At 65.7% G+C, this 20796-nt stretch carries 18 protein-coding genes; 9 read left to right on the top strand and 9 right to left on the bottom strand.

What is annotated here, in order from left to right; genetic code table 11:
• Positions 1-182 precede the first annotated feature (182 nt).
• Positions 183-329 carry a hypothetical protein gene (locus tag ACYVF7_RS22590; RefSeq protein WP_460343952.1) on the bottom strand — a complete coding sequence of 49 codons (147 nt, stop codon included), beginning with the start codon at positions 327-329 and terminating at the stop codon, positions 183-185.
• On the opposite strand from ACYVF7_RS22590, the gene ACYVF7_RS22585 reads away from it, so the two are divergent.
• The 7 genes from ACYVF7_RS22585 (at position 321) to ACYVF7_RS22555 (ending at position 8397) form a co-directional block, all read left to right on the top strand.
• The gene (locus ACYVF7_RS22585; protein WP_460343949.1) at positions 321-911 is read left to right on the top strand and encodes a sugar transferase; all 591 of its coding nucleotides are present in this window, start codon (positions 321-323) and stop codon (positions 909-911) included. The genes ACYVF7_RS22590 and ACYVF7_RS22585 overlap by 9 nt on opposite strands.
• A complete protein-coding gene (locus ACYVF7_RS22580) occupies positions 892-2004 on the top strand; it encodes a glycosyltransferase family 4 protein (protein WP_460343947.1) in 1113 nt (370 codons plus the stop codon). Before ACYVF7_RS22585 ends, ACYVF7_RS22580 begins: the two co-directional genes overlap by 20 nt.
• The gene (locus ACYVF7_RS22575; protein ID WP_460343944.1) at positions 2001-3137 is read left to right on the top strand and encodes a glycosyltransferase family 4 protein; all 1137 of its coding nucleotides are present in this window, start codon (positions 2001-2003) and stop codon (positions 3135-3137) included. The genes ACYVF7_RS22580 and ACYVF7_RS22575 overlap by 4 nt, the downstream gene beginning before the upstream one ends.
• Before the next feature lie 64 nt (positions 3138-3201).
• On the top strand, positions 3202-4647 hold the full coding sequence (locus ACYVF7_RS22570; protein ID WP_460343941.1) for a tyrosine-protein kinase domain-containing protein: 1446 nt from the start codon (positions 3202-3204) through the stop codon (positions 4645-4647).
• Between the two features lie 159 nt (positions 4648-4806).
• Positions 4807-6162, top strand: a complete 1356-nt coding sequence (locus tag ACYVF7_RS22565; RefSeq protein WP_460343938.1) for an O-antigen polymerase — start codon at positions 4807-4809, stop codon at positions 6160-6162.
• 2 nt (positions 6163-6164) lie between these two features.
• Positions 6165-7550: an MATE family efflux transporter gene (locus ACYVF7_RS22560; RefSeq protein WP_460343935.1), complete on the top strand. Its 1386-nt coding sequence runs from the start codon at positions 6165-6167 to the stop codon at positions 7548-7550.
• 13 nt (positions 7551-7563) lie between these two features.
• A complete protein-coding gene (locus ACYVF7_RS22555; RefSeq protein ID WP_460343934.1) occupies positions 7564-8397 on the top strand; it encodes an FkbM family methyltransferase in 834 nt (277 codons plus the stop codon).
• Positions 8398-8443: 46 nt separating this feature from the next.
• Here the strand turns inward: ACYVF7_RS22555 and ACYVF7_RS22550 are convergent, their stop codons facing one another.
• Positions 8444-10732: a hypothetical protein gene (locus tag ACYVF7_RS22550; RefSeq protein WP_460343931.1), complete on the bottom strand. Its 2289-nt coding sequence runs from the start codon at positions 10730-10732 to the stop codon at positions 8444-8446.
• Positions 10733-11018: 286 nt separating this feature from the next.
• On the opposite strand from ACYVF7_RS22550, the gene ACYVF7_RS22545 reads away from it, so the two are divergent.
• A complete protein-coding gene (locus tag ACYVF7_RS22545) occupies positions 11019-11915 on the top strand; it encodes a glycosyltransferase family 2 protein (protein ID WP_460343928.1) in 897 nt (298 codons plus the stop codon).
• 9 nt (positions 11916-11924) lie between these two features.
• On the opposite strand, the gene ACYVF7_RS22540 is transcribed toward ACYVF7_RS22545, so the two are convergent.
• From ACYVF7_RS22540 to ACYVF7_RS22520, 5 genes are all read right to left on the bottom strand, one after another.
• On the bottom strand, positions 11925-12848 hold the full coding sequence (locus ACYVF7_RS22540; RefSeq protein ID WP_460343925.1) for a sulfotransferase: 924 nt from the start codon (positions 12846-12848) through the stop codon (positions 11925-11927).
• 38 nt (positions 12849-12886) lie between these two features.
• The gene (gene rfbB / locus ACYVF7_RS22535; protein ID WP_460343919.1) at positions 12887-13876 is read right to left on the bottom strand and encodes a dTDP-glucose 4,6-dehydratase; all 990 of its coding nucleotides are present in this window, start codon (positions 13874-13876) and stop codon (positions 12887-12889) included.
• The gene (locus ACYVF7_RS22530; protein WP_460343916.1) at positions 13873-14940 is read right to left on the bottom strand and encodes a glucose-1-phosphate thymidylyltransferase; all 1068 of its coding nucleotides are present in this window, start codon (positions 14938-14940) and stop codon (positions 13873-13875) included. Before ACYVF7_RS22530 ends, rfbB begins: the two co-directional genes overlap by 4 nt.
• Positions 14941-15160: 220 nt before the next feature.
• Positions 15161-16309: a dTDP-4-amino-4,6-dideoxygalactose transaminase gene (gene rffA / locus ACYVF7_RS22525; protein WP_460343913.1), complete on the bottom strand. Its 1149-nt coding sequence runs from the start codon at positions 16307-16309 to the stop codon at positions 15161-15163.
• Positions 16306-17103, bottom strand: coding sequence for a hypothetical protein (locus ACYVF7_RS22520; protein WP_460343910.1), 798 nt, complete (start codon positions 17101-17103; stop codon positions 16306-16308). Before ACYVF7_RS22520 ends, rffA begins: the two co-directional genes overlap by 4 nt.
• 287 nt (positions 17104-17390) lie before the next feature.
• On the opposite strand from ACYVF7_RS22520, the gene ACYVF7_RS22515 reads away from it, so the two are divergent.
• The gene (locus tag ACYVF7_RS22515) at positions 17391-18578 is read left to right on the top strand and encodes a glycosyltransferase (RefSeq protein ID WP_460343907.1); all 1188 of its coding nucleotides are present in this window, start codon (positions 17391-17393) and stop codon (positions 18576-18578) included.
• On the opposite strand, the gene ACYVF7_RS22510 is transcribed toward ACYVF7_RS22515, so the two are convergent.
• Positions 18539-19261, bottom strand: coding sequence for a class I SAM-dependent methyltransferase (locus ACYVF7_RS22510; RefSeq protein WP_460358055.1), 723 nt, complete (start codon positions 19259-19261; stop codon positions 18539-18541). The genes ACYVF7_RS22515 and ACYVF7_RS22510 overlap by 40 nt on opposite strands.
• Complete coding sequence (locus ACYVF7_RS22505; RefSeq protein ID WP_460343904.1) at positions 19258-20721, bottom strand: O-antigen ligase family protein; 1464 nt, start codon at positions 20719-20721, stop codon at positions 19258-19260. The genes ACYVF7_RS22510 and ACYVF7_RS22505 overlap by 4 nt, the downstream gene beginning before the upstream one ends.
• Positions 20722-20796: the final 75 nt, after the last annotated feature.

The raw sequence follows: 20796 nt of genomic DNA, 5'->3' as shown, positions 1-20796 counted from the left end.
CCCCCGGATACGTACAGTCCAGGAAAGAACCGCAAGAGATAATTTCCGGTCAACTGACCAAGTGTTGATCTTGGGCAAGGAGTGTCCATTCGCACGTAGGCGATATATCTGGGGCCGGGGAGCCGCGATTATTCAACCCATGCCGGAGGACGACAGTGTCCATTTCCACACCGAGCGCGCAGTCAGGCCAGAACGCGCCGGTCGACGAGAGCGTCGACCTCGTCGATGATGTCGGCCTCGTTGAGGATGTCGGGGCACATCTGCGCTTGGCGGAAGTGCAGCCCGAGAAACGTCCCCTGAGTGGACCAGCGGCACTTCGCGTGAAACACACCATCGACCGGCTGGTCGCCCTTGTCGCACTGCTCGTCCTCGCTCCCGTTCTGGTGGCCATCGCCGTCGCGGTGCGATTGAGCGGTCCGGGACCGGTGCTTTTCGTCCATGAGCGCATCGGAATCGACGGCAGGCCGTTCCGGATGTGGAAGTTCCGCTCGATGCGGGTCGGCGCCGATGACCAGCTCGCGGACCTCTTGCGGACCCACGGACGGGCCGACGAACCGTTCTTCAAGGTGCCCGACGACCCCCGCGTGACCCGGATCGGCCACTGGCTGCGCCGATGGTCCCTCGACGAGCTCCCCCAGCTTTGGAACGTGGCACTCGGCCAGATGTCGCTGGTCGGACCCCGTCCTCAGGTCCACGCCGAGGTCGCGCTGTACACGAGCCGAGAGCGCGGCCGTCTCGCCGTACGACCGGGTCTGACCGGCCTGTGGCAGATCAGCGGCCGCTCGACCCTGCCGTGGCAGCACGCGATGGAGCTGGATCTCCGCTACGTAGAGGAATGGTCGCTGAGCTTGGACCTACGGATCCTCTTCAAGACGCTTGGTGCGGTGGTCAATGGTAACGGCGCATTGTGAGCCGGAAGGCGCGCGGTCGGCCGAACTCACGCGCCGGTTCACGGTGATCCATGTCGTCGAATGCTGGGGCGGTGGCGTCAGCAGCGCCGTCGCCGGCTATATCCGCGCGACGCCCACGTTCGACCACTGGCTGCTCACCGCGACACGCGATGGAGAGGACACCGGCGTGACACTCGCCGGGCAGGTGCGAGGCTGGCTGCGGCTGCCCGAGAGCCACCCGGCGCGCATTCGCACGATCCATCATGCCTACAACCTGATCCGGCCCGATATCGTGCACGCCCATTCCTCGTACGCCGGAATCTACGTTCGTGGCTGCCCGTCGATCCCGGCGGAACGCATCGTCTATTCGCCGCACTGTTATGCGTTCGAACGTGTCGATGTGCTTCCGAGGGTACGTGGGATGTTCCGTATCGCGGAGTCCATCCTCGCGCGGCGAACGGGCGTGGTGGCGGCGGCAAGTCCCCGGGAGGCCGCGCTCGCCCGGATGCTGCGCGGACGGCAGCAGGTGGTGTGCGTACCGCATGCCGTTCGGACCCAGCCCGTGATCCCGGCCGCGCGACCGGCCGAGAATGAGGTGGCCGCCGTCGCCGTAGGCCGGATCTGCCGGCAGAAGGACCCGGATTTCCTCGCCGAGGCCAGCAGGGAGGCGCGCAGGCGCGGCTGGCCGATCCGCTGGGAGTGGATCGGCGACGGCGATCCCGCTCGCCGCGTGCGGCTCGAGTCCGCCGGTGTGCACGTCGCGGGATGGTTGCCACGGGATGAGGTGTTGCGCAGGCTCGGCCAGGCGCACGTCTACGTGCACACGGCGCTCTGGGAGGTCGCGCCGACCATGGCGATGCTGGAGGCGGCCGCAGCCGGACTGCCCTTGGTCGCGCGGTCACTACCGGATCTGGCCGCGCTCGAGCTTCCCGGACTCGTCCGCACCCCAGAGGCGCTCGCCGCGACCGTGCGCCGCATGACCGATCCCGCGCACCGGGTCGAGCACGCGAACCGGTGCCGCGCGGCGTTGCGCGAGCACACGCCGGAGATCCAGGCGATGCGGCTGGCCGCGGCCTATGGAGCTCCGGCCCTACCAGTGAAGGAGAGAGTGTGACCGACCGGATTCGGGTCGCGGTGGCGGGGAAGGTACTGCGCCGCAACGTCGGCGGCAACACGACCTACGCGGAAAGCCTCTACCGATGGCTGGAGCGGCTCGGTGTCGAGCACACGCTCCTCGTGCCGCCCGGAGACACGCTCCGCGGGCCGGCTCGACAGCTCTGCCACGCGGCGGCCGAGGGGTTCGTCTGGCCGCGTACGGTGGACCACCGGCACGCCGATCTGCTGCACTTCCCCGCGGACACCGGAGCGCTGAGTGCGGGCCGGCTGCCGATCGTGGTGACGATCCACGGCGTTCCCCAGCATGTCCCGGGCATCCGGCGCACGCTCTGGGAACGCACCTGGCGGGCACGCGTGAGCCGCCTGGCCCACGCCGCTGATGCCGTGGTCACCGTCTCCGCCAGCTCTGCGGGCGAGATCGAGCGCGCGTTCGGAGTCCCTGAGCATCGCCTGCACGTCATCCCGCACGGCGTCGACACCGATCGTTTCCATTCCGACGGTTCGGCGGACGCCGACCTCCTCGCCCAGCTCCGCCTGCCGGAACGGTTCGTTCTCTACCTCGGCAATCTCGACCCCCGCAAGAACATCCCAGCCCTCGTCGACGCGGTCGGCCGGCCGGAGATCGCCAGGCTCGGGGTCCAACTGGTCGTCGCCGGCGGCCCCTTTCTCGGGTCGGAGCCCGTCGAGCGGCTCGTGGCGACCGCGCCGCACGTCCGATACCTGGGTCAGGTCCCGGCGGAGCTGGTCGCCCCGCTGTTCCGCGCCGCCGCCGTCTTCGCGCTCCCGTCGAGTCACGAGGGGTTCGGGCTGCCCGTCATCGAGGCGATGGCGTGCGGGACACCCGTGATCTGCTCCGATCGTGGCGCCCTGCCGGAAGTCGCGGGTCAGGCGGCCGTTCTGCTACGAGATCTCGATTCCGGGTCGATCGCCGCGGCGCTAGGAGACGTCCTCACCGATGACGCCCTCGCCACAGAGTTGCGCACTCATGGCCTGGCCAACGCACAGCGGTTCACCTGGGCCGAATCGGCCCGGCGTCATTTGGAGGTCTTCACGCGCCTGCTGTCGGGAACAGGCCGCCCGAATCGCTCGGGCGACGAGGGCACGGCCCCGGCAGCGCTATCGCGTTCGTGAGGACGCGGCCCACGAGAACGCCGAGAACTTCACATTTTCACGAAGGTCCGACACGGGGGACTGCATGAGTGTAAGGGAACTGATCACCGCGATCCGGCGGCACCTGGCGCTGCTGGTGAGCGTCATGCTGCTGGTGATCGGCGTCGCGCAACTGATCACGATGCTGCAACCGACCATGTACGAGTCGAAGGCATCGGTCTTCGTCTCGGTGTCGCCGCAGGCACAGAGGCTGGAACAGGTTTATCAAGGGACGCTCTTCAGCCAGCAGCAGGTCCGGTCGTACGCCGGCCTCGTGACGACGCCGAAGGTCACGATTCCCGTGATCCGTGAGCTGGGCCTGCGCATGCGGCCGGACAATCTCGCGAAACGGCTCAAGGTCGACGTACCGATCGACACTGTGCTGCTGAACATCGCCGTACGCGACTCCGATCCGGTGATGGCGGCGCGGATCGTGAACAGCGTCACCCACCACCTCATCACCGCGGTAGCGGAAGTGGAGACACCGCTGCCGGGGCGTCAACCGACCGTACGGATCCAGGTGGTCAGGCCGGGTTCGCAGCCGAGCGCGCCCAGTAGCCCGAGGCCGGTGTTGAACACCCTCCTCGGCATCGTGCTCGGTGCCCTCGTCGGCGCGCTGGCAGGGATGCTCAAAGAGGCCCTGGACACCCGGATCGACGTCACGTCCGACGCGGGCCTGGCGAGTGGTCTGCCCGTACTCGGCGAAATCGTCTACGAGCGCGCTGCGCGGAAACGAACCCTCGTCCACGACACCGACCCGCTCGGTCTCCGGGCCGAGGGATTCCGCAAGCTCCGAACGAACCTGCGCTTCATCAATGTCGACCGGCCCCCACGGACGATCGTCGTGTCCAGTCCGCTCGAAGGCGACGGAAAGTCCAGCGTCGCCCTGAACCTTGCGTTCTCGCTCGCCGAGGACGGTGCCCGCGTCGTCATCGTCGATGCCGACTTGCGACGCCCGACCATCGCGAGCTCGCTCGGTCTCGTCGAGGAGATCGGGCTCACCAGCGTGTTGTCCGGTCAGGCCAGCATGGCCGACGTCATGCAGCACGCCGAGAGAAGCTGTGCGATCGACGTGCTGGCCAGCGGGCCGGTACCGCCGAACCCGAGCGAGCTGCTGGGAACCCAGAAGATGCAGTTGCTCCTCGAGGAACTCCAGGCCGACGCGGACTACGTGATCATCGACTCGCCCCCGCTGCTCCCGGTCACGGATGCGGCGGTGATCGCCCCCGGCAGCGACGGCGTCCTTCTCGTCGTACGTGCGGGACGAACCAAACGCGATGAGCTGCGCGAGGCCGTCAAGAGCGTGGACGCGGTCAGCGGAATCACACTGGGAGTGATCGTCAACATGGCGACGAAGGGGAAGCGCGACCGCTACCGCTACTACGGCGGCACCTCCGGCTACCGCCCCGATGAGAACAAGCCGCGCCTCGAGGACGTGGACCCGGTTTCGCCGGCGAACGGTGCGGCGCCGACCAGGACCCCTGTCGGATGACTTCGGCCGGCAGACGCGACTTCAGAGTCGGCCGGTATCCGGAGTCTGCCGATGGAGAAGCAGGGATGTGCGGCCTCAGCCGGCTGACCGGGCCGAGGCGGCATCCCGTTCTTGAACGATCCGATGAGACCGCAGTCGCCGATAAGGCTGGAGACGTCCGTGCCAGAACGCGTTCATGCCGCGCTCCACGATCGCCCGACCGGGGCGGGGCGCCGTTCGTCCACGGCGAGTCCGCTCCAGCTGCGCCAAGGTGCCTGGTGGTTGCATCCAGGCTGGACCGGCATCCTGAGCGTCCTACCGTGTTTGGCCATCGCGTGCCTCATCCCGGCGGACGACTTCCGTCTCTGGTGGCGCACGCCGAAATACTTCGGCACGGCCGAGGCACTTCTCACTGCGCTGCTTCTCGGCGCTTTCGTCGCCGGCACGCTGGTACCAAACCTCATCAAACGCCGTCGGCATGATTCCCGAAATCCGCACGAAATCGTCACGGTCGGTCAACAGAAAGTCCTGCTGTGGGCCGGACGCGTATTCCTGATACTTGCCTTGATCGGGTACGTGACGTGGGCCGTGGCCGCCGTATCACGTGGCTACGGAAAACAACAGCTGTACGACGCGATCGCCCTGCAGCGGGGCGTACTGCAATCCGCCAGAGGCGAATACCTCACCACCGTTCCGGGAATCACGACACTTACCCAAGTCGGCCCGCTCGCTCTTATCTGCTTGCTGCTGGATCGCCGGATCAGCGGCCGACGGCACACGCTCGGACTGATCGCACTCGCAAGTTTCGGCCTGGCCCGAGGCTTCTTCAATACCGAGCGTATCGCCCTCATGGAACTAGCCGTCCCCGTAGTCGTGCTCGCCGCGACAGCATTGCCCAAAGGCCGACGGCGGCAGCATTCAATCCTATGGGCGATGCTTCCGCTCCTTGGCCCACTGGTCTTGGCGACCGTCTTCGGCGCCCTTGAGTACACCCGCAGCTGGAACGATTTCTACGCACGCCATAGTGACACCGGTTTCATCGGGTTCGTGCTACGGCGACTTGGCGGATATTACGCTACCTCCAGCAACAATTCAGCCATAATCCTAGCCCATGATTCAACGAATTCTCCGATGCCCATCTACACCGGACAGTTCCTATGGAACTTCCCAGTCGTGAGATCATTCGTTCACATCGACAACAGTGCCACCAACGGCACCGACTACAGATCATATCTGTATACGAGATACGGAAATCTGGAATTCAATACTCCCGGGGGAATCCTTCCGAGCATCATCGACTATGGCCTTTTCGGCGCAGTCGTCTGGTGGGGCGCCATAGGGCTGCTCATCGGAATCTGCTACCACAGCATGCGTTCCGGAGAACTGCGTGGACTCGTCCTCTACGCTGTCATCTATGTCGGCATCCTCGAAATGGGAATGCTCTTCTATTGGGGACTTGGCCGCGCCTTTCCTCTGATCGCCGGTGGGCTGATTACTTGGATGCTGCTACATCGCGCACGCGCCAGGGAGGACTGATCATGCTCACTCATGCCACCCGCCGAGGCGGATGGATCCTCGCCGATCAGATCATATCGAGTGCGACGAATTTTATGTTGATCATTCTGTCGGCACGGCGTATGTCGGCCGCAGCATTCGGCGAATTCGCCCTGCTATATGGCTATTACGTAGTCTTTCATCAGCTAACCCAGACAACGTTCGCCGAGCCACTAATGGTGCGTTTCCCCCGGGACCCCGACTCCGCGCGCCGGGCACTGCGCGACAGCTCGGGAGCCGCGGCAGTGTTCGGGCTGATCGGTGCCGTCGCGCTGCTCCCGTTGTCCGGCCCGATCCTGGGCGGCATCACCGCTCCGGTCCTGATCTTGGCGGCTTTGCTCCCGGTGCTCCTCATTCAGAGCACCCTGCGAATGGGCTTCATCGCCGCCGGCCAGCCCCGCAAGGCCATCGTGAGCGATGCCGCCTGGGGGCTGAGCCAGTGCGTCGCCATGTTCGTCGTGCTGTCGGTGACCACGAAGATGACCTGGGTGTTCCTGGTCTGGGGACTCAGCGGACTGATCGCCACCGTGATCGCGATCGCCCAGGCCCGGGTGCTGCCGCGCGTCGCCTCCGCGTCCGGCTGGCTCCGCGAGTACGGCGATCTCGCACGTCCGTACCTGGTCGAGGGCGTGGTGCTGACGATCTGCTCCTACGGGACGCTGATCGTGGTCGGCAGGATCGCAGGGCTGGCGGCCGTCGGCTCCCTGCGTGCCGCGGATACGGTCTTCGGCCCGGCCGCCGTGGTGATCAACGCCGGCCGAGTGATCGCCATCACCGAACTGTCACGGCTGCTCGCCGACCGGCCGAACCGGCTCGGCCAGGGAACCCTCGTGGTCACGATGGGACTCGGAACCGTCGGCGCCGCCTCGGGGGTGCTGGCGATGGTATTGCCGGCGAGCGTCGGCGCGTTGGTGTTCGGCAGATCATGGCAGCTCATGGCTCCTCTGCTGCCGGCACAGACCGTCTTTCGCATCGCGCAGGGCGCGGTGCTGGGGCCGGCGGGGGCCCTACGCGCCCTGCAGGCGATACGCGCGCTCTTCATATTCAGGCTGGCCACGGCGGCCGCCCTGGTCGCCGCGGCCGCCATCGGCGCCGCTTTCGCCGGAGCTCAGGGAGCCGCGACGGGTCTCGCCGCCACCATGACACTGTCCTGCCTGTACGGGGCCGTGCTGTACGCGAGACATCGACCCCAGACGACCGTCCGACCACTCGGTCGGCGACACCGGCCGGCAGTGCCCGCCGAGCAACTCAGCACAGTCGACTATCAGGGAGTTGACCAGCATCGTGCGCAGGCAAATCGCTCGCCAGACTCTCAAGGTTTCCCGGAAACTGTTCAGGCGAACGCGCGTTCAGGATCTAACGATCACTAAGCGCATCCAGAGGATGGTGTACAAGTTCGGCTGTTCCGCGAATGGCGATGACGTCACGACGCTCTACCGCGGACTGAATCTAACCGGCCCGGCATACGATTTTTCAATCATTCACCAGCTGTTCGCCGGTTATTACGAAGAGGTCGAGGTCGTCCTTTTCGAACGCCTGGCGAGCCGCAGCAATATGATCATCGATATCGGGGCCAACATCGGCCTGTACTCCTGTATCGGCGCAGCCAATCTTCCAGAGGGCGGCCATCTGATCGCGTTCGAACCCGTACCGGAGAACGTCGCCTACCTGCAGGAGAACATCACCCGAAACGGCCTCTTGGAGAAGGTCACCGTCGAAGCGGCGGCGGTCGGCGACAAGATCGGTTCCGTGACGATCTACCTGGCGAGGGGAATCGGCCATCATTCCATCGGCGCCGGCAACGCGCTGGGATGGTCCAGCTCGACGTCGGTCCCCGTAGTCTCACTCGATTCGTATCTGGCGGACCATGAAATCGGTCCGCCAGACCTCATCAAGATCGATGCAGAAGGGTACGACGGGTTCGTACTTCGAGGCGCACATAAGACACTGAGCCTCTCCCCTACACTACTTATCGAATACAGCCCACACGGGCTGGAGAATTGCGGGTTTTCGCCGTACGAACTCCTCGACGTCATCTTCGCAAATTATCGCCACGTGTTCCTCGTCCATGAGATCAGGATGCGGGCCTGCACCAAGCAGGATGTCCTTCGTCTCGGCACGAAAGAGGGTCTCGGGGCGAATCTTCTGGCGACCAATAACGATGACCATCTGGCGATCGCGAATATGATGCTCGACGCGCACTCGAGTCACGCTTAGGGCGGATCGGACTTCAGCGTCCACCACGGACGTCTCCGTGTCCGTCTCAGCCCGTGATCTCGTAGACACTGCACTGACCCGCCGCATAGCGCAGGCGCGCGAATCGGTCGAGGTCGGGAGCGGGTCGGTCAAAACTCCTGTCGACGAAGAGCCACCGCACACCGTACGTGTGGCGTAGTCGCCGAACCGCCTCGAGTGAGGGCCGATGGAAGACGGCTTCGTTGTCCATCAGCCGACGAAGGTCCCAGAAGGGCACTGACTCGTCGGGAATGTGCCGTCTCACCCCCTCCATATGCGATCTCGAGGTGTAGCGCCAGCTCTCCACCAGGACGCGCCGCTCCGAGTACGCCGACACGGCGAAGCGCCGATCGTCGCAGCCCATGCCGGAGAGGCAGACGGCGTTGGTCGCGACCAGGTCATCGGGACGCGAGTGTTCCCGCAGCCAACGCCCCGCCTCGAGAGTCCCCGCGCCGATCACGGCTGCCAAAGGGTCTCGGGGAATGCCATGCCAGAGTTGCCGGACGTGGAGCAGACTCCCGGGCAGGATGAGCCCGCCGACGAAGGCGAGCGCCACCGCCGGCGACAGGGACCGCACGGATGGACGCCGGCGTCCGGCCAGCACCAGAAGCACCATGCACCCGATGCTGATCACTATGAGCGCGAAGAACGGGCCGAGCATACGCGGCAGCGCGTCACCCACGGTCGGCCTGGTGTTCCCCCCCAGTCCGCGGACCGCCAAGACCGCAGCGACCCCACCGGCCGAGGCGCCGAGAAGCATGACTCCCGAGCGTCGGTCGAGCCGCCCCGGAAGCACAGCCATCAGCCCATAGACGGACACGAGAGACATACATGGCATCACGCCGCAGAGGAAGTACGACTGGGAGTTACCGGCAAAACGCAGAATGCACGCGACCGCGATCCCCGTCGCGCTGATTCCAAGGAGCAGGAGGATCACCGGGTCACACAACGTCCTTCGCCGGAGGGCCAGGCACAATGCGCCTCCCCAGACAAAGACCCGACCGACAATGCTCACCAGCGCCGCGACCGCCCGCAACGCCTGCGGAGGATCGGACGTCGAGGCGGCCACATCAGCCACAGCACCGAACATCGACCCGGGGTGAAAAATCACGCCGTCAGAGTTCCCGCGGAACAGCACCAATTTCGCGATCAGCACGGAGGGGGCCGCGGCCAGGAGCGCCACGAGTGCCGGTCGGTGCAGACGCCGTCTCGCGATGATCGTCCCGATCAGCACGACGAGAAGGCCCGCGATGAGCATCGGGAGATAGGTGGCCTTCGCCCCCATCACCCCCATGAGCAAGGTGACGAACAGGATCCACGGCCCCGCTCCCGACCTCGGCCGGCGAAGAAGGTCGATGAGCAGCAGAATGACAGGCGCGAACATCATCGCCCCGAACCCTTGCGTCGGGCTTCGCCACGGCACGTCAGCGCGTATCAGGAAGTCGACGCCCAAGGAGGGGTACCAGGAGTACACGCTCGGCGCCCATACCAGACAGTTGATCGCCAGCGCGACCATCCCGGGCCACCACCGATCGGTCAAGCGCCGTGCGGCCGCGAAGAGCAGTACGAGCGACGTCGCCAGGGTCGGCAGCATGAACAGCCGGTACAGCAGCGTCTGCGGCTCGATTCCGGTGACCCAACTGGTGGCCGCCATGTCCGCGTAGACGAACCAGTGATAGTAGAGCGGCTCACCGGCCAGGGACGGCGCTTGTGGTGGCATATGGTGCTTGAGTTCACCGATGAGGCCAAGGTGATACGGCATGTCGATGTAGGGCGCGACATAGCCCGGCCACGTCAGCCCGTGCTGACGGTAGAACGCCAACCCGCTCGACAGCACGACGAATCCGACCAGGGCTGCGAGAGCCCAGGAATAAGCAGCCGGGACGTGCCTGACGGGACCCGTTCTTCGCCAGTGCCGCCGCAATGCCGGTACGGCGAAAAAAGCGGTTATCGTGACGGCCGGCCACGCGAGCACGAACAAAGGATGCCCGGCCCACCGTGCGCCCACATAAATGAGTACGGTGATCGCCTGTCCGAGAACCGTCCCGGCCGCGACCTCTTCGGCGACGAACTGCGATCCCCCTCGGAAGGCACGCCATAGCAGCACCCCCGGCACCGTGGAGCCTAGAGTGATAAAGGCACCGAAAAACGCCGTTTCGCGAAGGGGCACGCCATAGTGCCGCAAAAACGCGACAGTCACCGCGATCACGAGCACCGTGGGGACCCAGCCCGATCGGAGCGCTTTCGCCGACCATAGTTTCGGGCGCTCAGTCCCGATCGGCATTGTCATCTGATCTGCCGGCGGCGCCTGCGCCATGACCCTCTCCTCGCTGGTTCACCGTAAAATAAGAAGCGTAGCGACCAGCAACGTAACAAGATCCGAACGATGGTCACGCAAAAAATTAGGAAATGAGAAGATCATTCTCGGTAATATTTGGACGCCGCCACCACCGCGACAATCCGGAGCGATCGCCACAGCCGACGCGACACCCCCATATCGATGGACCGTAATGCTGCAACCGCTACCTCAGAGCAGGTCCATATAATGGGTCCACAGGAAGAGCGAAGGCGTCTCTCCAGGAATTACCATTGACCCGGATGAATTGAACAACGGTGACATGAACTCGAAACCGAAATTCGCTGTGGTTGTGACTACGATCGGGCGGCCCGAGCTGCTGGACCACCTGCTGGCATCCATCCACGCGCAGACGCTCCGGCCCAGCGAGGTGGTCGTCGTCGACCAGAGCAGCGACGACGGTACACGCGCCGTGGTCGCCTCATGGGCGGATCGGCTCCCGGTGCGTCGTCTGACCTCGGCACGAGGCGCATCGATCGGACGTAACGTAGGTGTCGCGGCCCTAGGGGACTACGATTTCGTCGCGTTTCCGGACGACGACACCAGCTATCTGCCCGATACGCTCGCGCAAGCCGCGGCGGTCCTCACGCGCTCTCCATCGGCCGGCGGGGTCTCCGGTCGCTCGGTGGGCACCCCGGGTCGACCGGCTCAGCTCACCTCGTTCGGCGACCGGCAGATGCCGCTGAACCATCGGACGGTGTGGACGAGCGCCATCGAGCACACGGTCTTTCTCAGGCGCGACTTCCTCCGCGCCGTGGGCGGTTTCGACGAAGATCTCGGGGTCGGCGCCGCATCACCCTGGCAATCGGGCGAGGGAACGGATCTGCTTCTTCGTGGCCTGAAGGCCGGCTGGACGATCCTGTTCGACCCCCAGATCATCATCGTCGAGTACAACCCCGACGCGCCGTCACCAGGTGAACGCGCCTACCACATCAAGGCCAGGCGCTATGCGCGCGGCACCGGACGCGTGTACCGGGCCCACCACGGCCTCGGCCTCCGGATCAGGGTGGTCTTCCGCCCTCTCGCGGCAGCGGCGCTGAGCATCGCCGGCGGACGCTGGGCCCTGACCATTTGGTATCTCCAGCGGGCCATCGGCCGCATCGAAGGATTGACGGGGCTCGTCCTGCCCGGGCCGAAAGATTAGGACTCTTTCTCAGCTGCGAGAGTAGCGGCGGAGCAATGGGTACGTGAGCGCGGACACCAGCAGACGGTCGGTACGGGGAAGGTGAGTGCGCCAGGCATCGTCGAGGCGAAGGGAGACGCGACCGGTCTGCGCACGCATCGGATTCCCTCCGATACTGTGCCCGGCGTCCAGCACAGCATGATCATCGGAGAGGAATCTCATCGCCGACTCATCGACCGACAGGCCCGCAAGAGATATGACTTCACGCAGGACGCCGACAGGATCTTCGATGAGGCGTTCATAGGTGAGCATGCGGGTCGACACTCCCTTTCTGCTCAGAATCTCCAAAGCAAGGTTCTGAACGATCCAATTGATTGACGTATCCGCCGGCGATGCCGTTCCCAGGGGTGCGCCACGAACGGAATCCACCCGCACTACGTTTTTTGTGCAAGAATACGCAACGCCACGGCTGTCGCGAACTATATGAACCAGTTTCAGGTCGACGTCGGCATACATGCCAAGGCAGCAGGCCAACGGCGCCCGCTTGCTCGAATCAACGACGACCTGCGCCCCACTGACTTCGAGTGCGGCCGTGTAGATCTTGGTGTAGTAAGAGGCGTAGGCGGCGGCCGTCGTCTGGACCGCGCCGGAGCGCTTGCCTTGGAGCAACGCCGGAAGAAAGCGAATCCGGTCGATCGATCGACGTAGTCGCCGCATTTCCTGCAGATCAACGGCGTCCCAGCCGCCAAACGCCCGGTCGCCTATCTCCTTCCAGAAAACACAGGAAGCGATCAGGTCCCCGCAGGTACATAGATCTCCATTTCTGAGTCCTGTCCCCCAGAGGTTGCAGACCTCACCGAGCGAGACGACATCGGGCAACTGTCCGAGGAGGCGATGCAGGAGCGTGGTTCCACTTCGAGAGACGCCGCCCACGAAGATGACACGGGGATGCATACCGATCCTTTCGCCAAGTTCGCTCTCACGAATATGGGTTAACGGACCGTCGGGCGTGCCGACTCAATGAGCGGCCGCCAGAAGTCCTCATTGTCCGCATACCAGCGCGCGACGGCCGCGAGCCCCTCGTCGAAATCGACCTCGGGTCGATAACCGAGGCCTCGGATCTTCGTCGTGTCGATCGAGTACCGGCGATCGTGCCCCGGACGATCTGCGACGTACTCGACCATGTCCCAGCCCTCCCCCACCGCCTCGAGCAATCTGCCGACAAGTTCGAGGTTGGTGAGCTCGGTGCCACCGCCGATGTTGTACGTCTCGCCCGCCGATCCCTTCTCCAGTACCAGCTGGATGCCACGGCAGTGATCGTCGACGTGTAGCCACTCACGGACATTTCGACCGTCGCCGTACAGTGGGATCTTGCGTCCATCGAGCAGGTTCGCGATGGACAGCGGAATGACCTTTTCAGGATACTGCCACGGCCCGTAGTTATTCGAGCAGCGAGTAACTCGAACATCCAGCCCATAGGTGCGATAAAAGGCACGACAGAGCAGATCCGCGCCCGCTTTGGAAGCGGAGTAGGGCGAGTTGGGCAACAACGGCTCGGTCTCCCGCCAGGCTCCATCATCGATCGATCCGTACACTTCGTCGGTGGAGACCTGCACGAACGTCCGGACCTCATATTCGAGTGCCGCCTGAAGCAGCCGCTGTGTGCCCAGGACGTTCGTCACCACGAAATCGCCGGCGTCGTCGATCGACCGGTCGACATGCGACTCCGCAGCGAAATTGACAATCACGTCATGGCCGGGAACGACTTCCTTGAGAAGCGAGCCGTCGCCGATGTCACCTCGGATGAAGGTGAACCGCGGATGGCCTGCCACGGATGCGAGGTTGGCGAGGTTACCGGCGTAGGTGAGCTTGTCCAGCACCGTGACATCCGCATCCTCCCATCCCGGGTAGCCGCGACGAAGCAATGCGCGAACATAGTGCGATCCGATGAATCCAGCGCCACCGGTGACGAAGAACCTCATATGCGCAGTTGGACCTTACTGTGATCACCGACCATCAGGCGGTGGGCATTAGGTGCGTGAACGGCACGTGTCACCTCGACGTCCCTGCCGATCAGGGAGTACTCGATCCGCGGCACGCCCTGGATCGTCGAGCCACCGAGGACGATGGAGTACTCGATCTCGGCCTCTTCGATGACGCAGTCATCCCCGATGGACGTGAACGGACCGACGTAGGAGCGGAGCACCTTGCTTCCCGCCCCGATGACGATCGGTCCGCGGAGTACCGAATCCTCGACCACCGCGTCCGGATGGACCACGACTCGGCCGTCGATCTCCGATCGGCCCGCTACCACGCCGGCCAGGTCCGGCTCGACCGTCTCGAGCAGAATGCGGTTGCATTCCAGGATGTCCTGGAGGCGCCCGGTGTCCTTCCAGTAACCGGTGACGATGTGCGAGTGGACACGATGTCCCTGGTCGATCAACCGCTGGATCGCGTCCGTGATCTCCAGTTCACCGCGCGCCGAGGGCTCGATCGCGCGTACCGCCTCGTGTATCGCCGCTGTGAACGCGTACACGCCGACGATCGCCAGATCGCTTCTCGGCAGTTCGGGCTTCTCCTGCAGGCTGATGATGCGACCGTCCCCGTCGAGTTCGGCGACGCCGTAGAACTGCGGCTCGGCGACCTTGCTCAGCAGCAGCTGCGCCGTGTAACCACCGGCCTGGAACTCCTGGAGGAGGTTCGAGATGCCGCCGACGAGGAAGTTGTCGCCGAGGTACACGATGAAGTCGTCGTCGCCCAGGAAGTCCTTCGCGATGAGCACACAGTGCGCGAGCCCGAGCGGTTCCTGCTGCGGGATATAAGTGACGTCCAGCCCAAAAAGCGACCCATCACCGACTGCCGCGCGCACCTCGTTCCCGGTATCACCGATGACGATCCCGACGTCGGTGATACCGGCCTCGCAGATCGCGTCCAGACCGTAGAACAGCACTGGCCGGTTGGCGACCGGGACGAGTTGCTTCGCCGACGTATGAGTGAGGGGACGCAGGCGAGTACCGCGTCCCCCGGCGAGCACCAGCGCCTTCATCGTTCTGCTGCTTCCACGAGCCCCCCCGAGTTCGCGTGTCATGCAAATGATCTCATGGGTGTGACCGCGACCCGCCGGACACGGCTTCTTTTTGTGAACGTTTACCGGCGGGATATGAGGTTGATACTCGCGACGACGCCCGGAATGTCCAGAAATGCTGCACCGGATAAGCCACGACCGGGCTCCAGAGTGCGGTGACGATCTGCGCCAAAATCCTTTCTCAGTAGGAGATAACGGCTTTGACAATGCGTTGCAGTTCGTCATCGCTCATCGCGGCGAACAGTGGAAGCCGCACGAGCCGGTCGGCGACGTCCTCGGTGACCGGACATCCACCCGGTGCCACGCGTCCGTAGCGCAGTCCCCCGGGCGTGGTGTGCAACGGCTGGTAATGGAACGCCGCCCGCACCCCTCGCTCGCCGAGATGGCGCAGGAACGCCTGGCGGTGGGCCAGATCGGGCAGCAGCAGGTAGTACAGGTGAGCCGGATGGTCGCGGTCGACGGGTACGGTCGGCCGCCGCACCTCACGCTTCTTGGCCCAGTCGGCCACCGACTCGTCATAGGCCGCCCAGACGCGGTGCCGCCGCGCCTGGATGTCGTCTATCGCCTCGAGTTGCGCGACGAGGAAGGCGGCCAGCAGGTCGGAGGGCAGGTAGCTCGAACCGATGTCGATCCATCGGTACTTGTCCACCATTCCGCGGAAGAACTGGGCGCGGTTGGTGCCCTTCTCCCGAATGATCTCAGCGCGTTCGACAAGCCCAGGGTCGTTCAGGACGAGCGCACCGCCCTCCCCGCACTGCACGTTCTTCGTGGCGTGGAAGCTCTGGGTGGCCATCGCGCCGAACGACCCCAGCGCTCGGCCGCGGTAACGGGCACAGAGCCCGTGTGCGTTGTCCTCCACCACGGCCAGGCCGTGCCGCTCGGCGATCGCCATGATGGCATCCATCTCACAGGCCACGCCGGCGTAGTGCATGACCACGATCGCGCGCGTCCGTTCCGTGATCGCCGCCTCGACCCGCCGCTCGTCCAGGTTGAGCGTGTCCGGACGGCAGTCGGCGAAGACCGGGACCGCGCCGCGCAGCGCGAAGGCGGTGGCGGTCGAGGTGAAGGTGAACGACGGCATGATGACCTCGTCACCGGGGGCGATGCCGAGGAGCAGGGCACTCATCTCCAGCGCGTGCGTGCACGAGGTCGTCAGCAGGGCTGAGGAGGCCCCGATGAGTTCGGCGATCAGCGCGTTCGCTCGTCTCGTGAAAGGCCCGTCCCCCTCCAGAGCACCACCGGCCATGGCCCGCACCAGATATTCCTGCTCCGCTCCGGCGACATAGGGGCGGTTGAACGGAATCACGGTAGTATCCGGCAAAGTCGTCATCCTTGTCTTGACCGGTTCTCAGCGGGCTCTGCCGGATTTCTCAGCAGGCCCCGCCGGATAAGGTGGACGGTGTAAATGCTGAGCACAGGCTTGAAGCCATAGTCCGCCCAGCGACGCTGCACCCGGACGTTCCGACTCTGGGTGGAGATGACCACGCTTTCGATTCCGCGCGACGCCGCTCGGCTCTCCGTTCCGGCGAGCAGGTGAAGGTAGAGCCCGGCGTTCTGCGCCCCCGAGACCACACCGCTGAGCGCGATCTCGGCGAAACCGCTCGCAGCGCCGTAAGTGACGAATCCGAGCATCCCGGATTCGCGATCGCGGCTCTCGGTCTTTCGGATGGCGACGACGCCGCACGTGACCTCCCGACGGGCCCATTCCTGGTAGCCCGCCAGCACCAGCGCCGGATCGAACAGTGGATTGGCGCGGTAGTGGTTGCCGTAATCACGGAAGGCATCGACGATCATGGCGTCCATCTCCGCCGCGCTCACGGAGTCGACGATCTCGAGACCGCGCGGCAGCGGAGGGGGACGTCGCCCCTGGCCCGTGGCCAGTTTCCAGCCGACGAGGTTGTCGGCGACGATGGCGGTCCGGTCGAGTTCCGTCAGGGCCGCGAACCAGCTCATACGATCGGCCGGATAACGCAGGACCACGACATCCGCCGTGGAGGCATTGATCGCGTTGAGTACGTCCTCGAGCGTCGCCGCCGACGCCGCGGATACGGAGATCCGATCGACGGCGATACCGAATCGGTCCGAGTCGTACGGAGACGGCCCGGCGACCACGCCCGGCGCCAAGGCGACATCGTGCCAACTCATGGGATGCCTCCGCCATATCACCGTTATGAATTCCATCGGTCGACCTTCGGCTTACAACGGTATCCAGACCGGATGCGCGGCATTCAAGTCGACGTCGACCATCAGCATCGGCTTTCCTAAAATATTCTTTGGAAATTCGACACCATCGTCCCTGCCTAGCGAAATATCCCCCCGAGCGGGCGACACGGACAATAGGCGAGAAGCGGACGGCGGCCGTCGGCGGGAAATCGTCGTCTTACCATCACGACCATGACAGGGCGGGAACTTTGAGACAGGCCCCAGGCGGTGAGGTCGCGGTCTCGGCGCGGGCCGATTCCGGCGGAACGTCGGCCCCGCTCGAGCGCGTGTGCCTGCTGATCGGCCAACTCGGCCTCGGCGGTACCGAGAAGCAGGTCGCTCTGCTCGCCGAGGGCCTGCGCGCACGGGGCGTCGACACGAGCGTGCTGGTGATGTTCGAGGGAGGTCCGCACGAAGACACCCTCCGCACCGCCGGTGTCCCCGTAATACACCTCGGGTTCCAGCGCCGCTCCGCGGGTTGGCGGATGCCGTCGGACAACGCGGCGGCGTTCCTCCGGTTGGTCGGGCGCCTGCGCCGGACGCGGCCGGACGTGCTGCACGCGTTCCTCTTCCACAGCCACGTGACGGCCGCCGCGGCCGCACGCCCGGCGGGCGTCCCGGTGCTCGTGGCGGGCCGCCGAAGCCTCGGGGATTTCAAGCGGGGCCGCCCGCTGGTGTCGGCCTTGGACGCTGCGGCGACGCGCGTGACCGACCATCTCATAGCGAACGCGCGGGCCGTCGCCGACGACGCGTTGCGCGACAGAGGGGTCACGGCGGAGAAGCTCACGATCGTACGGAACGGTCTTCCCGGCTCCGCCTTCGAGCCGATGCCTCCCGCTCCCCTCGCCACCCGGCTTCCGGTCGTGCTCTGCGTGGCCAACCTCATCTCGTACAAGGGCCACCGGTACCTCCTCGAGGCCATGGCACGACTGCGGACGCGTGGGGTCCCCTGCACACTCGCGCTGGCCGGCGACGGGCCCGAGCGGGCGGCGCTGCAGCGTCAGGCGACGCGGCTCGGCGTCGACGTCCGCTTCCTCGGTACGCGAACCGACATCGGACGGTTGCTGGCCCGGTGCGACGTCGTGACTCTCGCCTCACTTCAGGAAGGCATGAGCAACGCCGTCATGGAGGCCATGGCGGCGGGACGCCCGGTCGTCGCGACGGAGGTCGGAGGCACCGGCGAGCTGCTCCGCGGCCGCGGCGTACTGGTGCCGCCGGCCGATCCCCAGGCGCTGGCGGACGGGATCGCACGGGTGATCGGGAATTCGGCGTTCGCCGCCGAACTCGGTCTGAGAGCACGCGCGTGGAGCGAGGCGCACCTGAGCAACGACGTCATGGTCGACGAGCACGTGCGCATCTACCGCGAACTGCTCGGCATGGTCCGGCAACCGTCGTGAGGACGTTCGAAGACGTACTCGTTGCACCCGAGGTCGCCTCCGCAGGTCGTCATGTGGCGCAGCTCGAAGCCCCGGGAGCGCAGGAACAGAAACACCTGCTCGGGCCTGGCCACTTCGAAGGGAAACCCACCGACCCAATCGACGAGGTCGTGCCACGCGGACATGCCCCGTGGCCGTACCCGCCGGTCCGGCACGCCGGCGCCGACGGAGGCCACACGCATGAGTCGGCGCAGCGGCGCGTTCCGGACGAGGTAGGCGGCGCTCGCCGCGAGGAGAAGCCGCCGTACCAGCGAACCGGACCTGTTGTAGCGCCGTTTCACGTGCCACCACATCCGGCTCCGTGGCCCTTGGTCGTTGTACACCGAGATGTAGATGAGGCCGCCCGGTACGACCAGGCGGGACGTGGCGTCGATCGCAGCCCACAGGTCGCCCGTATGGTGCAGAACGCCCCAGGCATAGACGACGTCAAAGGTGCCCAGCCGCTCGACGAACCGGTCGTCGAGGATGGACCCCTGCTCGACGCCCCAGTCGCTGCCCGGCGCGAACCGCCTGCGTAGCTCGGCAGCCGCCGCCACCGACTCGGGATCGAAGTCGAAAGCGCGAACCCGCGCCCCGAGCCGCTGGGCGGCCAGCGAGAAGAGCCCGCTGCCGCACCCAACGTCGAGAAAGGTACGGTCCGTCAGGTCGGCGACCCCCAGCGGATCGCGGACGGCGTGGACGGCGGCGGCGATCCTCGTGTCATCGACGAGTTCAATGAAGGAACGCCAGTTCTCCCCGAATCGGAACCGGTCATCCCGCCGGGCATCGGCTCGGACGTCAGGCACGTGGCTCCGCCCCTTCTCGTGGTGGTCCGATGATCGAGGGCGTTTCTCGTCTCCGCCGGAGCGCCCGAACCGCGCGGGACCACCAGCGCCCTCGTGGTGAGCCCCCGGCTGGGCCGGGAGGCCAGGAGGCACCCCATCGAGACCCACAAGGGCGCGCTGACGACCAGATTCGCCAACGGATTGGATAGAAGGAGAATCACCCCGTACATGAGCACGACGGCCCGCAGCAGCGCCAGGTCGCCGACCTGCCGCCGCCCCAGGGCGAGCCAGAGCAGGACGATGAACACGATCAACGTGATGACGCCCGCCTCGGCGGCGAGCCGCAGATATTCGTCATGGGTGGCGAGGTAGACGCCGACGTCCCGGGAGCGTTGGGCGTAGCCGGGGAACGTCGAAAGGCCGATCCCCCGCAGCGGATGCTCGATGATCACGCGTACGGCGAGCTCTGCCACTTTCTTGCGCAGACCGTTGCTGAGGCTCAGATCAGTGATCGTCCGGCCACCCGCACCCAGGTTCTCGATATGCCGTCCCATCGGCTGGAGCATCCCGCCGGCCGCCGCCGCTGTCGTGGCCGTGGCGACGCCGGAGATCAGGATGATCTGGAGGAGCCGGGAGCAGCCCTGGAGAAGGACGGTGGCGACGCCGACGGCGGCCGCCAGGGACGCGCTCCGCGAGTGCGTCGCGGAGAGCGCGATGCCGCAGACGGCCGCGGGCACGAGCCACCTCGGATTACGGGCGTACCGCACCAGCCCCACGGCGGTGACGAACGGGATGGCGAGGAGAAAGCCGAGGTAGTTCGGGTTGCAGCCGAGCCCTTCGAGACGCACGTTGTCGAATCCGCCGCGGACGAGGACGTACGCCGCGGCGGCCGCACCGGACAGCGTGATCACACGCGCGACCTGCCGGGGGTGTGGCGAGGTGACGACGCTGACGCCCAGCAGCGCCAGACCCGCCAGGATTCCCACGAGGTCGAAAAGCCGAGCGAGCTGCGCGTGAGGCATCGTGCTCAACGACCTGAGGAGGTCGACGGCTCGATACCGCTGCCCTGGCGGCGCCGGCACCGCCGCCAGGGGAAACGCGAAGCTCACGACCAGCAGGCCGGCGAAGAGCACCATCCACAGGTAGGTGTGCCGCACCGGCACGATGCCGAGAAGGACCGATGCGGCGGCGATCGCCGCCGACGCTGCGATCGCGCTGACGACGGCGAGCCGGCCGTCGGTGGACGTGCCCGCCCCGAGCATGCTCAGGGGAACCAGAAGAAGGACCAGCGTCGCCGGTCGGCAAAGGTCCCGGAGGCCCGCGGCCGAAGCGTGGCCCATCCGCCCGTGCACCCTCTCCCCCCGACGTTCCTGAAGATCATGTTCCACTGGCCTGCCTCACACACTGCGCACAGG

The sequence above is a fragment of the Actinoallomurus acanthiterrae genome, from assembly GCF_054775715.1.
The sequence above is the reverse complement of the archived record's forward strand: the minus strand, read 5'-3'. Positions and strand labels throughout refer to the sequence as shown.

Bases quoted from the DNA above. Each gene is read 5' to 3' on its own strand.
- ACYVF7_RS22550 (WP_460343931.1), bottom strand. From the start codon at position 10,732: ATGGCGCAGGCGCCGCCGGCAGATCAGATGACAATGCCGATCGGGACT.
- ACYVF7_RS22580 (WP_460343947.1), top strand. From the start codon at position 892: ATGGTAACGGCGCATTGTGAGCCGGAAGGCGCGCGGTCGGCCGAACTC.
- ACYVF7_RS22505 (WP_460343904.1), bottom strand. From the start codon at position 20,721: ATGGGCCACGCTTCGGCCGCGGGCCTCCGGGACCTTTGCCGACCGGCG.
- ACYVF7_RS22540 (WP_460343925.1), bottom strand. From the start codon at position 12,848: ATGCATCCCCGTGTCATCTTCGTGGGCGGCGTCTCTCGAAGTGGAACC.
- ACYVF7_RS22570 (WP_460343941.1), top strand. From the start codon at position 3,202: ATGAGTGTAAGGGAACTGATCACCGCGATCCGGCGGCACCTGGCGCTG.
- ACYVF7_RS22555 (WP_460343934.1), top strand. From the start codon at position 7,564: ATGGTGTACAAGTTCGGCTGTTCCGCGAATGGCGATGACGTCACGACG.
- ACYVF7_RS22560 (WP_460343935.1), top strand. From the start codon at position 6,165: ATGCTCACTCATGCCACCCGCCGAGGCGGATGGATCCTCGCCGATCAG.
- rfbB (WP_460343919.1), bottom strand. From the start codon at position 13,876: ATGAGGTTCTTCGTCACCGGTGGCGCTGGATTCATCGGATCGCACTAT.
- rffA (WP_460343913.1), bottom strand. From the start codon at position 16,309: ATGACGACTTTGCCGGATACTACCGTGATTCCGTTCAACCGCCCCTAT.
- ACYVF7_RS22530 (WP_460343916.1), bottom strand. From the start codon at position 14,940: ATGAAGGCGCTGGTGCTCGCCGGGGGACGCGGTACTCGCCTGCGTCCC.